The following is a 15,531-nucleotide window of genomic DNA, read 5'->3' as shown; positions in this document are numbered from 1 at the left end:
GTGTTGGCTAAAATGGGTCGGCCGGGATTGGTCAATCTCGGCCGACTATATTTGGCTAAATTATTCCGGCGCTAACATTCAGACGCCTCTTACTCGCGATATATTAAAACTCAACCCCTGGCAGCATCGTCAATCGAAAATTGCCCCGCCGAGCACTTTAGCTTGGCGGGGCATTTCAATATAAAAGCGGATTTAAATATCAACAAGGCCTGCACGCTCCAACGAGACAGCCGGCTTCGCTGCTCAAATTGCCCTTGGTGAACCACAAGTTGAGCAATCAGTGGCCAGAATCCCCTTTAGGCGGCGCTTGTTTCTTTGTATTCGAAGACTGGTTCTAGGAGGTCTTCGATGTTACAGTGGAGGGCTTTTGCTATAGCTCTTACGGTTGTTACCGAGGCTTCGTTGATGTTTCGTTGGCGCTGTTCGTACATTTGGATTGAGCGGAGCGATACGCCTGATTCGTATGCCAGGTCTTGTTGGGTTTTCTTAAGCTTCTTTCTTGCTAACGCAAGTTTTGTTCGCCTGGACGCTTTCTTCGCCATATCGCAGACGAGGCGAGCCACACGTTCCTCCGAGGCTTCGTGCCAGGGGTAGTACAGACTGCGTAGCACATCAAATGGAACGACATGCAGCAAATCTTCGAAAGACTCTCCTAGGCGCCACTGAAGGTATGCCAATATCCAGCCTGTCCAATATTCCGGTGTCTTTTCGAATCGGTAGGTTCGATTTGGCATCGGCCTTGATTGATAGCCCGACCTTTCGGCGATAAGCGCGAACAGCTCAACGCCCGATTTTCCCGACACTACCCATGCGTTGCCGCGTTCGAACTCGCGAGCTACGCCGCTCAGGCAAAAGAGTTCAGCAACTTCCGATCCTTCTGCTCCATAATCGTTAACGGCATAGTCAAAGCAGTCGCCGAGATTGTTCATTGCATCCTCGAGATAGTAGACGGGGTATGTTCTACTCGGCCCACAATCCGTTAACTCTTGGATCATTTAAATCAACCCTCCCTGCCATTAAATCCCTAATGTAGACACCCTCAGAGTCGAATCCATTCACAGTTTCCAAGTACTTGCGCCGCGCGTTCTGCTCTCGCTTAAAGCGCTTGGGATAATACTCAGATCCCAACGCCTGCTTCCATTCGCAGAATCTGATTGCTGAGAACGCACGCTCACTCATAAGCGCATATTGAATGCCCAAATCCCCCAAAAACATAATGCGCTGCAATTGCCTGAGCGAAATCATGCCGTTGACAAACTGTCTTGCAAACGAGAAATAGGAATCGTCGGCGCGATAGCCTCGAATAACGTCATAGGGAGAAATATCAATCAGGCAGTTATCCAGCAGATAACGAAGTCCTTCGCGCGCTAGCGGTGTCGAAACATTGAACTCCCTATTGTTAGCCAAAATCGCAAGCCAATTGAGGATTGAAAACTCCCCGGACTCCAAATCCAAGACCGCGAGACCATCAATATCGAGCTCATATCGATTCGCGATACCATCGGACTCGGTCCGACATGCCCACTCCATTGCCATTTCCTCATGTGGCGTGCAATAAAACCCACACCCATAGTCATTGAATTGTCTGCATTTATCCAACGACGGATGCTCGACAACAACCTCCGACCCGTGCCAAAGCTCCATATCGACCTCCAAACAAAAATATCACCCCAGTGATAGTGTAGCAATAACTATCACTGGGGTGATATAGATAGATGCAAACTATTGCCTGCCAAGAGCCCTTATTAGAGGCAAGCCTCGGCGATGCGGCGCTTGAGTTCATCGATGCCGGTACCGGTCTGGGAGCTTGTGATGATCACGTTCTCGGCCGGGACGTTGAGCTGCTTTTTGATGGCTGCTGCCTGGCGGGCCTGCTGGGTGCGGCTGAGTTTGTCTGCCTTGGTGAGGCAGACAATAAAGTTGAACTCGTTGCCCTGCAGGTAGTCGATCATGTCATGGTCGAGTTTGCTCGGGTCGTGACGAATATCCACCAGCGACACGACCAGGTTAAAGCTGCGCTCCGAGTCGAAGAAGTCGCCGATAAGTTCTGCCCAACGGTCACGCTCGGCCTTGGAACGACGGGCGAAACCATAGCCCGGCAGGTCAACGAAGTGCACGTCGTCGGCCTCGAAGAAGTTGATGTTGCTCGTCTTGCCCGGTGTGCTCGAAACCTTGACGAGGTTCTTGCGGCCAAAAAGCTTGTTCATGATCGACGACTTGCCCACGTTGGAGCGGCCGACGAAGCTCACCTCGGGGCAGGTGGACTCGGGAATCTGCGAAACCTTGCCATAGCTGGCAACGAACTTGGCAAGCTGGTAGTTAATGGAATCGGCCATGGACACTCCTTGGTCGTAGGTTCTTACAAAAGAGCGCGCTAATAGATAGCAGCGATACGGCGAACGATATCGAGCGTAATGCCACTCGCGGTGCGGGCATACTCGAACAGGTCGAACTCGCGGTCGCAAATCGCATCGTACGCCTCGTCACAATTATCGCTGATAGCGCGCAGCACCAGGCAATCGACACCATTTTTGGTTGCGACGTGGGCAATTGCCGCGCCCTCCATGCCGACACAATCGGCATGCGTCGCCTCGATAGCGTCATTGCGCATGGCGGCGCCCGTCACAAAGCGGTTACCCGTGGCAATCGTGCCGACCAGGAACTGCTTTGCGCCCTCGTTCGAGGCGGCTGCATTTATCGAAGCGTTAACAAAGCCACGCTCAGAAAGCACATCGGCAGCAATATCGACCAGCGCAGGCGTCGAGCCAAACTCCTCGAGCCCCGGTGCAGACTCGGCGATAAGCGCGGTATCGGTATCCAGATAGCGTAGGCATTTGCCGATAACCACGTCGTCGATATGGAGCTTGGGGTTCAAACCGCCCGCGATACCCGAGAGCACAACGGCCTGCGGGGCATATTTACTAATGAGATGCTGTGTTGCGGCGGCGGCATTCACCGTGCCCATACCCGCCGTTGTGGCGACAATCGACAGACCGTCGAGCCCGCCGGTCACAACGTTCAAGCCCGCCTCCTGTACCATGCAAGCGTTACTCAACTCTTCCTTAATCTGCATGATCTCTTTTTCGAGTGCGCCGATAATCGCGATTGTAGCCATGCCATTCCCCAAACCTATACGAAATTCTCAACCACGGTATGGTACCAGCATTTTGTTTGACCTCGTCAAACGAACACGCTAGGCCAGCGCAGCTCGCGTATCAAACAGAGCCTTTGCAATCGCAGCCGTAACCTCGCTCGAGCGGTCGCTCCACGGCATCGATGTCATGATGCTCATGACATAGGTACGGCCATCGATGTCGATAAGGCCCGCATCGCATGTCGAATAGCAACCATCCTCGCTAATCCAGCCTGCCTTGTTGCGCACCAAGGCTTGGTCGTCCGCAATGCCGTCACGAATAAACGATCGGGCCGTAGAGGCCAGAAGGCCCGACAGCCATTGTGACGTCTCGGTATCATGGCTCAGATACTCGCTCATCTCGCGCCACAACTTGGCCGAGGTTCGCGGGCAATAGGTGGGAAAATCACTCATCGGATCGAGTGCGGTATCGTAATCGACGCCAAGACTGACAATCCAATCCTCGTAACCGACACGGTCAAACGCCGCGCGTAACGCAATAAACGAATCGTTGTCCGAATTAACGACCGCGGCCTCGATCAGGTCGCGCACCGTCTGCCAGCCCATGTTGTAGCCACCATAGGTGCCAAGGGAATCATCGAGTGAGACCTGGCCCGTCTCGACCAGGGATTCGCAGATGTACAACGCATAGAGTGCCTTATAACTGCTCGCACCGTACACCTCGGCGTCCGCGTCATACGTCACACCCTTGCCGCTCGTCAGATCGTAAAACACCACGCCCACATCGCCCAGCTCCTGCGCCTGACTCAGGGCATCTTGGAGCGCGGCGAGGCTCTCATCCTCCAGGGCGGGGATCTGGTCATCAACCAGTGAGAAGGTCTGCACGGTATCGCCTGAGGGAATATCGTTAAAGTCCGCCTTCGAAAGCCTCGTCTTGAGGCTCGCTGTCGACAGGGTTTGGCTTGCGGTGGCTTTAGATTCAGAGACCTTTTTGTTTTGCATCTGTACCGTTGACGCATCTGAGTGTGCCATTCGCTCCGACGCGTAGGTTTTGGCGGTAATTCCGAGGATAATAACCGCCAACGTTAGCATCCCAATGGCGGCAATCTTCGTCACGCGGATGCGAGCGTCGACAAGGCCACGCGAAGACGTGCCCTTCGTCTCATATCTGCTGCTATGCTGCGGCACATACTCGTCCCGCGATGCGTTGTTTCGCACGTGGTCTCCTGACTGCTACCGTTTATATACGAGCAGCATAATACCGAGCAGGCATTTCTTTCCAAAGATATTCAGCGGCGTTTAAGGCGTCTTTAAAGAAACCACAAGCGTATTTATCCAAATGGCACGATTCTGTTGCGCATCTCCGCCCAAAACGCAGTTGCGGTGGAATAGTTCCTATTTGGGCGGCATAAGCCGAAAAACAAGAACTATTCCACCACAACTTGACGGGCCTCTTTGGCAATCAACTTGGTGCCCAGAGGCACTCATTTAAGTCTGTCCCCAATGAGTGCCTGAAAATGGCTCGCTAGCCGATGGCGTTTTTGAGTTCCGCGCGGCGCTTTTTCATGCCCGTCATGACGGCGTTGCGCAGCTCGGGCATGCGCGCGGTATCCATCTGTGGAACGCCCTCGAGCTTATAGGGAATCCCCAGCTGCTCGTACTTGACGACACCCATCGTGTGATACGGCAGCATTTCCAGACCGACCACGTTATGCCATGGAGCGATCAGACGACCGAGTGCCTCGCACTCCTCAACCGTATCGGTAATGCCGGGCACCACCACGTGGCGGATAACGACCTTAATCTTGCGACGGGCAAGCTCATCACCAAACGCCAGAATGCGTGCGGGATCGCAACCGGTCAGCTTTTTATGCTCGACGGGATCGGCGTGTTTAATGTCGAGCAGCACCATATCGGTCTCGTTGAGTACGGCATCGAACTTCTCGGGATGGTTGGGATCGAACGCATAGCCGCAGCTATCCAGGCAGGTATGCACGCGACCGTCGGGGTTATTGTGCATGGCGCGGAACAGGTCGGCCAAAAACTCAGGCTGCAGGAGCGGCTCGCCGCCGGACACCGTAATACCACCGCTGCGGTAAAACTCATGGTTGCTCTGAAACTCGTCCATCAGGTGCTCGACGGTCACCATGGTGCCGCCGTTAACCGACCAGGTATCGGGGTTGTGGCAATACGCACAGCGCATGGGGCAGCCCTGAACAAACACCACAAAGCGGATGCCGGGTCCATCGACCGTTCCCATCGTCTCAATCGAATGCACGCGGCCCAGGGCAAACGCAGAGTCCTCGGGACGAGCGTCCACACCCTCGAGTGTCATCTCAGCCATTCCCGCTACCTTGCCTCTCATTGGTTTTAGCTACATAAATGCCAGAGTCATTCTAGCCCATATGCATGATGGCGAAACGGTTTAGCGGTCAATTGGGTTGTTCTATTTGGCCCCACGCAAGAGCGGCGGGAAGGTTGTCGCAACCCGCCCGCCGCCGAGGCAATAGAAATCGATAGACGCCAGGTCTTACGCTTTAAGCGTCAGCACCGCACCGAAGGCGGTCGGGCCGCAATGGCTCGAGATGACACCGCCGACCTGAGTCCAGGTAACGTCCTTAAAGCCCAGGTCGTGCGCATAGACTTCCATGTCGTCGCGCAGCTCCTGGGAAAGACCTACCGAATACGCCAGGCCAATGTGCGAATAGTCGATCTCGCCCTTCGCAACCATGTGGTCAATAAAGGCGCGGGCGCATTTGAGCATAGAGCCGCGAAACTTCTTGGTCGCCACAAACTTACCGCCCGTTACCTCAATGCAGGGCTTAATCTTGAGCAGGTGGGCGCCCAGGAACGCGACGTTGGACAAGCGACCGCCCGCCTTAAGGAAGGCAAGGTCCGTAGGAACAAAACCCAGCAACACACGGTCCATGACGGAATTCGTAAATGCAAAGATCTCGTCGACGGTGGCATCGGGGTGAGCCTCGATGTATTTGGCGGTCTCGACGGCAACGAGCGACTGGCCCACCGAGACAAAACGCGTATCCATGGAGAAGACGTAGTCACGGCCCTTAGCCGCAATCTTGGAGGACTGATGCGAGCAAGTCGTGACTTCGGAGTACGCAAGATGCAGAATGGTCGCATCGGGCTGCTCGGCATGGATACGGTCATACACGTGAGCAAAATCCGCAGGCGCGCAGCCACTCGTCTTAGGCATAACACCGAGCTCGTTGCAGCGCGAGTAAATCTCGAGCGGATCGATGGAGCCGTCCTCAACGGTCTCGTCACCAATTGTGACATGCATGGGCACGCGCACGATGCCGTAGCGCTCGCAGAGCTCCGGCGTCACATCCGACCCAGACTCAACCACGATTACGTACTTGCCCATTCTTATCACGACCCATCTCGACATTGGCTTTTCAATACATGGCGCGCGCCGCCGCACTGTTGCACAACGGCCGCAAAGCGCCAAAGAGACGCCGCCCCTTGCGCACAACAAAGGACAGCGTCTCCCTGGAAAACTCCGTGCTTATCTGAGATTCTACACGGTTTATTAAAGAGTGTTACTTACTCCGCAAACGGTAGCTATACACGATAAACGGTAGTTCGCTGCGGCAACTGCGACACATTCCGCCCGGCAAGTCCAATCGTGCTCCACGCACGGTTAATGCGCGAGGCGGTAGAAATCCATCGACGCCGCACCCTCGGCATGCAACCCCATCGCCGAAACCGCCGGCGAATAGGTACGGCTCGTAAGTGCCGCCTCGCCGCTGTTGGCAAAAATCTCGACCATCGTAGTGTCCGAAAGCACGCGCAGGTCGCGAAGCTCGCTGAGCTCGATCGACCTTTGGTCGCGCCCATAGCCTTCGTCACCCATGTCGAGGGTAAGCATCCCATCTGCATAGCGCACAAAGACACCCTTGCGGATTTCGAGCTCGACCATCTTGGCGCCCTCACAGGAAACCACAAGATCAAACAGGCGGCCCGGCTCCTCAACGGTTTCACCGCCTGTCGCGCGAGCGCAGTCGCCGCGCATCCTCTCAATCTCGTGCGCCGGCTGCTGGCAGAGCTTACCATCGCGCATGCTCAGCTCTCGCGGCACCGTCAACGCGCACTGCCACCCGCGCGCCACCGTCGGGTTTTCTGCCGTCGCATCGGGGCAACCCGACCATCCGATCATCAAACGCCGGCCTGCAGCATCCTCAAAGGACTGCGGAGCATAGAAATCAAAACCGGCATCGACCATCGGGGGCATGCCCTGCCCGACGATTTTAAAGCTCGGCGCCTCCCAATCGGCCTCGATAGGGAACCACACGCACTGATGCGGATTGCGGTAACGCCAACCATCGGCAGGCACACCCTGCGGACAGCAAACGAGAATAAGCTCGCCATCGAGCTCAAACAGATCGGGGCACTCCCACATAAAGCCAAAGTTCTCGTCCAGCTCAATACGCGTCGCATAGTTCCAGTCCTCTAGTTCGCGCGAGGTATAGACAAGCACGCAGCCGCGGTCGTCTTTCGTACGAGCGCCCAGAACCATGTAGTAGATACCGCCATGTTCAAGGATCTTGGGGTCGCGCACGTGCGTACCGATATCGTCGGGGTAATCGACCGGTCCAACAGCTATGCGCTTCTCGCCCAATTCGTCGGGATTCTCGGCAACCATATGAATCTGGTTTTGCTCACGGCCCGTCAACACGTAGTCGTAATCATCGCGGTCAAAATGCTTGACGTTGCCGGTATAGAAGTAGTGAATCTTGCCATCGCGTACAAAGGCAGAACCAGAATACGCTCCGCTCGAATCCAAATCGGAATCGGGGAACAGCACGGGGCCGTGATTCTCGTACGTCACAAAATCCTTTGTCGTCAGATGGTTCCAAAGCACTGGACCGCCATGCGCAGCATCGAACGGATCGTATTGATGATAGATGTGATACGTATCACCAATCTGAACCAAACCGTTGGGGTCGTTGAGCCAACCAAGCTCAGGCTCCACATGGAACAGGAGCCTATCGGGGTCGGACGCGATGCGACCCGCCGTCTCATCCTGTCCAGCTCGCCACTGCTCATAGTCCGCACGCATCACCTTGTTTTTTTGATTTAACATCGCCATTGACTTTCTCGTCTATAGGGAAGGACGCCCGACTCACACGAGCCGAACGCCCTTCCTCAAATGGACTTATCCGCACATTGCACTGAATGGCTCAACTAGAAGCTGACATCGAAGCCTGCGCCAGCGCCCTCTTCATCGGTGGTCGGCACGCCCTTTGCCTTGTTGTAGGCAAAGATCAAGACGATCGGCACGATAAAGGCGATGAGATTGCCAGCCACATACCACACGAGGGTCTCGGGCGTGACGATGAGCAGGCCAAGCACGCCGGTCAGACCCTGACCGATAGCGCGCACCTCAAAGAGCTTGACGAAGGCACCGCCGCAGCCTGCACCGATGCATGCGCAGATGAACGGAATGATCGAATAGCGCATGTTTGCAGCAAAGATAGCGGGCTCGGAGATTCCGACCAGCGTCGGGATAAAGGACGACATGCAGATGTTGCGCTCTTTGGAGTGCTTCTTGTGAATGAGGTACATACCGATGGCGCCGCCGCCCTGGGCGATGATGGAAACCGACCAGATGGCCTGGATGTAGTTGAAGCCGGTCGTGGCAACGAGGTTGGCCTCGATACCCTGGATGAACTGATGCGTACCGGTAACGACGAGCGGCTGCAGGAACGCGGCGAAGACAAAGGCACCAAAGACACCCATCCTGTTGTACAGGATATCGATTACGCCGGCGAGGACGTCACCGATCAGGTTGCCGAGCGGGCCGAACACGGTGAACAGGGCAACGTTAGCAAGAATCAGGGTAACGGTCGGGACAAAGACGAACGAAACGACCTCGGGGATGTACTTCTGGGCAATCTTCTCGACCTTGGCCATAAACCAGGCAGTCAGGATTGCGGGGAACACACCGCCCTGGAAAGCAACCATGGGAATGGATAGCGGACCAAAGTTCCAGTACTCAGCACCCGTCGGGTCCATAACGAACGTGTTGCGGTTCATAAGGCTCGGGTGAACCATGACGATACCGACGAGGATGCCCAGGATCGGGTTACCGCCAAAACGCTTGACCGCGCTGTACATAACCAGGACAGGCAGGTAGTCGAACGTGGTGGCGATAATGGCAAAGAAGCTTGCGAGGTTCTTGAGGAACTCGCTGTGATCGGCGAGGCTGCCTTCCATGCCAAAGAGGCCGTTGGCAACGATCAGCGACTTAAGGCCGATGATGATTGCAGCGCCGACGAAGGCGGGAATGATGGGGATAAAGATGTCCGAGAATACCTTGAGGACCGAGAAGAACTTGCCCTTCTTGTCCGCCTCGGCGCCCTTGACCTCGGAAGCACTGATCTCCTTAACGCCCGTCAGAGCCATAAACTCATCGTAAACCTTGTTGACGGTACCGGTACCGAAGATGATCATGAGCTGGCCGCTGTTGTACAGCACGCCCTTGACGCCATCGATGTTCTCGAGCTCGGCCTTGTTGTATTTGCTCGTATCCTTGAGCACCAGACGCAGACGGGTCACGCAATGCGTGGCGCCCTCGATGTTCTCCAGTCCGCCGACGTTGTCGACGACTTGCTGGGACACTGCCTTGTAGTCCATGTTCCTCTCCATTCCTTTTCTAAATCATAAAACGGTTCGTTGCCGCTACAGAGACGCGATCGTTGCGTTTGCGCACTTGAGCGCACCGTCGGTGACGGTAAGCGCCACACCCTGGCCCTGCTTGTTGCAGAAGCGAGCGTTGAGCGCGACATCATCGACAAAGATGGTCGCGATGTCGTCGTCGACGACCAGACGCACATGGTGAGTGCCCTCGCCCTTAAAGAACAACGGACGCTCGAGGCCCATGTTGTTGACCTGGAACCACGGGTACTGGGGAGCCGGCGTGAACTCGAGCTTGCCCTCGCGCAGGTTGGCGCGGAACTCATAGGCAAGACCGGTCTCGGCGTCCTCAGCGAACTTGACCGAGAAGCCGGCAGCGTTACCGCCGAGCTCAATGTCGGCATCGAGCAAGTAGGTGGAGCCGGCATCCGCGGCGAGCACCTGCTCGACCTTGCCCGACTCGCAGGAAAGCTCAAAGGTCTCGACAGCCTTGCCCTCGCCAAAGGCGCCAAGCATGCTGTCGGGGAGCTTGGTGCCGAGCGTTCCGTCGGCACGCTGAACGATCTCGAGGGGCATAAAGGTGCCACCCCATAGGTAAGAGCTGGGGTCGCCGCCCTCGTCACGCGTAGGAACCCAACCAAAGAGAACGCGACGCTCGCCATCGAATGCGGTGCGAGCGGCGTAGTACGCGCGGCCGTCGAAGGAGTCGTCAGCGGGGGTAATCCAAGGACCGTTGATGGACTTGGACATGCGGTAACGGGTCTTGTTGCCGTCGCTGTACTCGGAAAAGACGAGGTACCACCAGTCGCCCATCTTAAAGAGATCAGGCATCTCAAACATGGTGTACAGGCCCGGGTTCCACCAGTCGCCCTGGAACTCCCAGTTGGTCAGATCCTTGGAGGTGAACTTGACCAGGCGGCCGGTCATCAGACGCTTGTCCTCGCCCACACGCGTGCCGAGGATGAGCATGTACTCTTCGTTCTCCTCATCCCAAAGCACAAAGGGATCGCGCCAGTTGCGGTCATCGTAACCCTCCTGGGGCGGAAGCAGCGTCTCGGCGATGTTCTTCTCCCACTTGACGGCGTCGTCGCTCGTTGCGTGAAGAAGAACCTGCTTCATCAAACGTGCGCGGACCTTATCGCGATTGCAACCAGTGTAGAGCGCATGGTACTTGTCGCCCACCTTAAACACCGTGCCGGCATAAATGTACTGGTCGACTTCCTCGTCGCCGCCGCGCTCAAGGCTCTCGCCAAAGTCCTTGTAGTTGACGAAATCCTTGGTCGTGGCGAGTGCCCAGCCAAACGGCTCTCCGAAAGGTTCGGGGTTACGCGTGTCACGCTGATGATAGAGATAGAACGTGCCGTCCTCGCCGTACGGCATGATGTCGCCTACCCAAATTCCCTCAGGCTGGTAATACACCTTGTGCATCCGAGACTTCCTTTCCACGACATACTAACTCGGTACAATGGCAAGATATGTCAATCGTTTTCATATGTCAAACGTTTTCATACCAATACGTCTTTTCGCAGTTCCAGTCGTCGGCAAACGGTTGACATATGCCGGTGAACGGTCATCAGAGGCGTTTGAGGAATTCTTTTGGCACGGGATGAACTACGCGGTTTTGCCCTCAATGAGTTCAACGGGGAGCTTGATATTCGATTCGGGATTATCGCCGTTAATAAGAGCGATGATGGATTGCGCCGCGAGCTCTCCGATGCGATCGATATCTTGACGTACGGTTGTTAAGTCAGGCATAAACGTCATAGTTCGGCGGGCACCATCCGCGCCCACGACCTTAATATCGTCCGGAGCGCTCAAGCCGCGCTGCTTCATCACGTTGAGACAGATGGCCGCCATCGTGTCGTCTCCCGCAAAGATGCCGTCAATATCGGGGTTCTCATCGAGGATCTTCGCAACGACCGCGCCCTTTTCGTCGTCGGGCTTAACGAACTCAACCTCACGGACAAGCGCGGACAAACCGGCCTGCTCAACAACATCGAGGTAGGCATCGGTACGCTTATTGGCAGGCATGCGCATGCGGCTATTGCTGCGCAGGCACAGGATACGCCTGCAGCCGTCATCAATCAGACGGCGCGTGGCGAGCTCGCCAATGCCATAGCTGTCACTTGCAATCTGGACAGAGCCCTCGCCAAGATCGCAGTCGATGCCAACCAGGCTCAAGCCCATCTCGGCATATGCCTCGGCACCGATATTGAGGGAGTTGACGATGACGCCGTCGACCATATTGCGGCGGAGCATGTCAATATAGGAACGCTCAAGATCGGGTCGATTGGCGCTGTTGCACAGCAACATCTTAAAGCCGTTTTCCGCTAACGTGCGCTCGACCGCCTGCACAACCTGAGCATGGAACGGGCTGCTCACAAAGGGAACGATCATACCGATAAGATTCAGGCGACCGTTGAGCATGGCACGGGCGATATCGTTGGGCGTATAGTTGATGCGCTCCATCGCGGCATGGACCTTATCGCGGGTCTCTTGGCTAATATAGCCGCGATTATTAAGCACGCGAGATACCGTAGTAGGCGAAACCCCCGCCACCGCTGCAACTTCCTTGATGCCAGGCTTAGCAGAATCCTTAGAACGAGCGCCCTCGCGAGCCATAGCACCCTCCCCCATCAACATGTCAAACGTTTACATACGAACAAAGCATACCCCAACAACAGCGGGAAGACGGTAACAGCACAAGTAAGTAAACGACTCATCCAAATAATTAGGAGAGTTCCGCCTAAAGGGTGACTCCGAAGAACCCCGCTTGGCCGGTTTTGGGTTATTTTCCAAAACATCCCGCAGGACGCAAAGAGGCCCCGCCGCGCAACGCGCGCAGCGGAGCCTCTTTGCATGTCCGAGGACGTTTTGGAAAATAACCCAAAACCGGCCCCAGTAATCCTACAGGAGTTGAACCCTTTAGAACTTATCGTGGAAGGTACGCGCAATGACCTCGTCCTGCTGCTCCTTGGTGAGCGTGTGGAAGTTCACGGCATAGCCGGAAACGCGGATGGTCAGCTGCGGGTACTTCTCGGGGTGAGCCTGAGCGTCGAGCAGCGTCTCACGGTTGAAGACGTTGATGTTCAGGTGGTGGCCACCCTTCTCGGCGTAAGCGTCGAGCATGTGGACCAGGTTATCGGCCTGAGTCTCGGAAACTTCAGAAACCTTCATAATGTGTCTCCTTCGATCGATAGGCGCCGGCCGAAACCGGCGCGCTAATCAGTAATCGTTATTGTTAGTATAGCACTAACAATAGTTACTCGCCCAGCTGATCAAGGTCGATATCGCCAAAGAACACCTGGTCCTCCTTACCGAGCGCACTCGGGATGATGGAGAAGGTGTTGGAGATGCCGTCCTGAGCATCGCGGAACGGGAGCTTGGAAACCGAAGACAGCGAAGCGATGGCGCCATGGCTATCGCGCTTGTGCATGGGGTTAGCACCCGGGGCGAACGGCTGGCCAGCCTTGCGGCCGTCGGGCGTGGAGCCGGTCTTCTTACCGTACACGACGTTGGAGGTAATGGTCAGAACCGAGGTCGTGGGCACGGAGTTGCGGTAGGTGTCGTTCATGCGGATGTACTCCATGAACTGGTGCACAACGTCGTGAGCGATCTGGTCGACGCGGTCGTCGTCGTTACCGTACTTGGGGAACTCGCCCTCGGTCTCGAAGTCGACGATGATGCCATTCTCGTCGCGGACGGGGTGAACCTTGGCGTACTTGATGGCGGACAGGGAGTCAGCCACGACGGAAAGGCCAGCGATGCCCGTAGCGAACCAGCGGTGCACGTGCTTGTCGTGCAGAGCCATCTGGATGCGCTCGTAGCAATACTTGTCGTGCATGTAGTGAATGATGTTCAGCGAGTTGACATACACGCCAGCGAGCCACTTCATCATGTCGTTGTACTTGGCCACAACGTCATCGTAATCGAGCGTATCGCCCTCGACGGCGCGATATTTGGGGCCGACCTGCTTCTTGGAGACCTCGTCAACACCGCCGTTGAGTGCGTAGAGCAGGCACTTGGCCAGGTTGGCGCGGGCGCCGAAGAACTGCATCTCCTTGCCAATGCGCATGGAGGACACGCAGCAGGCGATGCCGTAGTCGTCGCCGTGGTAAACGCGCATGAGGTCGTCGTTCTCGTACTGAATCGAGGAGCTGGCGACAGAAGTCTTGGCGCAGAACTTCTTGAAGTTCTCGGGCAGACGGGTCGACCACAGAACGGTCATGTTGGGCTCGGGGCTGGTGCCCATGTTCTCGAGCGTGTGCAAGTAGCGGTAGCTCATCTTGGTAACGAGCGTACGGCCGTCAACACCCATGCCGCCGATGGACTCGGTGACCCACTGCGGATCGCCAGTAAACAGGGCCTGGTACTCGGGGGTACGGGCAAACTTGACCATGCGGAGCTTCATGATGAAGTGATCCACGAACTCCTGGATCTGCTCCTCGGTGAAGGTACCGTTGGCAAGGTCGCGCTCAGCGTAGATGTCGATGAACGTGGAGGTACGGCCGATGGACATAGCGGCGCCGTTCTGCTCCTTGACGGCAGCGAGGTAGGCGAAGTACATCCACTGGATGGCCTCCTGCGTGTTGGTAGCAGGGTTGGAAATATCGAAACCATAGGTCTCGGCCATCATCTTGAGCTCGCCGAGGGCGCGGATCTGCTCCTGCAGCTCCTCGCGGTCGCGGATGTTGTCGGCGGTCATGACCGTCGGGGTGGAAGCCTTCTGGGCCTCCTTGTCCTTGATCAGGTAGTCGACACCGTACAGGGCGACACGACGGTAGTCGCCGATGATGCGGCCGCGGCCATAGCCATCGGGCAGACCGGTGATGATGTGAGCCGAGCGGCAAGCACGCATCTCGGGGGTGTAAACATCGAAGACGCCGGCGTTGTGGGTCTTGCGCTCGAAGGTGTAGCGCTCGACAACGTTCTCGTCGACCTTATAGCCGTGCTGGCTGGCAGCCTGGCAAGCGATGCGGATACCACCGTTGACGTGCAGCGCGCGCTTAAGCGGCTTGTCGGTCTGGAGACCGACGATGGTCTCCTTCTCGCGGTGGGCGTTATCGATGTAGCCAGCGGGGTGGCTCACGATACCCGTGACGGTCTTGGTGTCCATATCGAGGACACCGCCCTGCTCGCGCTCCTTAAGCAGCAGGTCGAGAACCTCGCCCCACAGCTCCTTGGTACGCTCGGTCGGGCCGGCGAGGAACGACTCGTCGCCCTCGTAGGGGGTGTAGTTCTTCTGGATGAAGTCTCGGACGTCAACCTCTCCCGTCCAAATGCCTTCCTTGAAGCCTTCCCATGCCTCCTGCATTGTGTAACCACGCTCCTAGTTACGTGTAATGCGGCGCTCTCTCACACCGCTGCTTATTGAATTCTTGAATGTTCGGCTTGCACTACCGGCTTCTTCCGTTCTTCACCACACATTGGTGCAGGGAAAACGTTTGTCCACCTTGGAACTACAACCCAAAACCCAAGATTTCACCCGTCTGAGAAGGATAACATAGCGACCCTCTCCATCTGGGCTGTTATATGTTTCTTTTTTTATATCATAAGGACGTTTTTTACAAACCCGCAGGAAATGCGAGTGCAAACAACTACCGTTCACCGATTTGTATGGTATTTTTCCTTGCCTTTGTACGACGTTCGCTCTAGCTGTTATGCCAGCTTTAGCAGGGTAAAGTGTCCCAGAGACCCTACAGAAACTGCAGGGCGGCCACGGAATCCCCCGTGGCCGCCCTGTGGCGTAGCTAGTTTTTAGCTTTGATTGCCGCTTGGCA

14 protein-coding genes are annotated in these 15,531 nt (G+C 56.1%); 1 reads left to right on the top strand and 13 read right to left on the bottom strand.

The window, feature by feature from the left end; translation table 11 throughout:
• A partial coding sequence (locus ABHR63_RS05585) for a hypothetical protein (RefSeq protein ID WP_346965234.1) occupies nucleotides 1-184 on the top strand: 184 nt, incomplete at its 5' end.
• A gap of 112 nt (nucleotides 185-296) precedes the next feature.
• On the opposite strand, the gene ABHR63_RS05580 is transcribed toward ABHR63_RS05585, so the two are convergent.
• The 13 genes from ABHR63_RS05580 to pflB form a co-directional block, all read right to left on the bottom strand.
• Nucleotides 297-929: a helix-turn-helix domain-containing protein gene (locus ABHR63_RS05580; RefSeq protein ID WP_148346455.1), complete on the bottom strand. Its 633-nt coding sequence runs from the start codon at nucleotides 927-929 to the stop codon at nucleotides 297-299.
• A 31-nt stretch (nucleotides 930-960) separates the two neighbouring features.
• A complete protein-coding gene (locus ABHR63_RS05575; RefSeq protein ID WP_148346454.1) occupies nucleotides 961-1,644 on the bottom strand; it encodes a DUF3990 domain-containing protein in 684 nt (227 codons plus the stop codon).
• Nucleotides 1,645-1,745: 101 nt separating this feature from the next.
• Complete coding sequence (gene yihA / locus ABHR63_RS05570) at nucleotides 1,746-2,336, bottom strand: ribosome biogenesis GTP-binding protein YihA/YsxC (RefSeq protein ID WP_055252447.1); 591 nt, start codon at nucleotides 2,334-2,336, stop codon at nucleotides 1,746-1,748.
• Between the two features lie 38 nt (nucleotides 2,337-2,374).
• The gene (mtnN, locus tag ABHR63_RS05565; protein WP_346965898.1) at nucleotides 2,375-3,115 is read right to left on the bottom strand and encodes a 5'-methylthioadenosine/S-adenosylhomocysteine nucleosidase; all 741 of its coding nucleotides are present in this window, start codon (nucleotides 3,113-3,115) and stop codon (nucleotides 2,375-2,377) included.
• Nucleotides 3,116-3,193: 78 nt separating this feature from the next.
• Nucleotides 3,194-4,096, bottom strand: coding sequence for a serine hydrolase (locus ABHR63_RS05560; RefSeq protein WP_346965232.1), 903 nt, complete (start codon nucleotides 4,094-4,096; stop codon nucleotides 3,194-3,196).
• A 523-nt stretch (nucleotides 4,097-4,619) separates the two neighbouring features.
• Nucleotides 4,620-5,438: a pyruvate formate-lyase-activating protein gene (pflA, locus tag ABHR63_RS05555; RefSeq protein WP_346965231.1), complete on the bottom strand. Its 819-nt coding sequence runs from the start codon at nucleotides 5,436-5,438 to the stop codon at nucleotides 4,620-4,622.
• A 186-nt stretch (nucleotides 5,439-5,624) separates the two neighbouring features.
• Nucleotides 5,625-6,479: a DegV family protein gene (locus tag ABHR63_RS05550; protein ID WP_346965230.1), complete on the bottom strand. Its 855-nt coding sequence runs from the start codon at nucleotides 6,477-6,479 to the stop codon at nucleotides 5,625-5,627.
• A 276-nt stretch (nucleotides 6,480-6,755) separates the two neighbouring features.
• Entirely contained in the window at nucleotides 6,756-8,174 is a 1,419-nt protein-coding gene (locus tag ABHR63_RS05545) for a glycoside hydrolase family 32 protein (RefSeq protein ID WP_346965229.1), read from the bottom strand.
• Nucleotides 8,175-8,299: 125 nt separating this feature from the next.
• Nucleotides 8,300-9,751 (bottom strand): PTS transporter subunit EIIC, encoded by a 1,452-nt coding sequence (locus ABHR63_RS05540; protein WP_052044095.1) that lies wholly within the window; start codon nucleotides 9,749-9,751, stop codon nucleotides 8,300-8,302.
• Between the two features lie 45 nt (nucleotides 9,752-9,796).
• A complete protein-coding gene (locus ABHR63_RS05535; RefSeq protein WP_260699377.1) occupies nucleotides 9,797-11,179 on the bottom strand; it encodes a family 43 glycosylhydrolase in 1,383 nt (460 codons plus the stop codon).
• Nucleotides 11,180-11,362: 183 nt separating this feature from the next.
• On the bottom strand, nucleotides 11,363-12,373 hold the full coding sequence (locus tag ABHR63_RS05530; RefSeq protein ID WP_022094949.1) for a LacI family DNA-binding transcriptional regulator: 1,011 nt from the start codon (nucleotides 12,371-12,373) through the stop codon (nucleotides 11,363-11,365).
• A gap of 303 nt (nucleotides 12,374-12,676) precedes the next feature.
• Nucleotides 12,677-12,928 carry an autonomous glycyl radical cofactor GrcA3 gene (gene grcA3 / locus ABHR63_RS05525; protein ID WP_006234861.1) on the bottom strand — a complete coding sequence of 84 codons (252 nt, stop codon included), beginning with the start codon at nucleotides 12,926-12,928 and terminating at the stop codon, nucleotides 12,677-12,679.
• Between the two features lie 85 nt (nucleotides 12,929-13,013).
• Nucleotides 13,014-15,065: a formate C-acetyltransferase gene (gene pflB, locus ABHR63_RS05520; protein WP_055310750.1), complete on the bottom strand. Its 2,052-nt coding sequence runs from the start codon at nucleotides 15,063-15,065 to the stop codon at nucleotides 13,014-13,016.
• Nucleotides 15,066-15,531 lie beyond the last annotated feature (466 nt).

Origin of the sequence: Collinsella aerofaciens (assembly GCF_039752775.1) — a bacterium.
In the GTDB taxonomy this organism is placed as follows: Bacteria; Actinomycetota; Coriobacteriia; order Coriobacteriales; family Coriobacteriaceae; genus Collinsella; species Collinsella aerofaciens_R.
The sequence above is the reverse complement of the archived record's forward strand: the minus strand, read 5'-3'. Positions and strand labels throughout refer to the sequence as shown.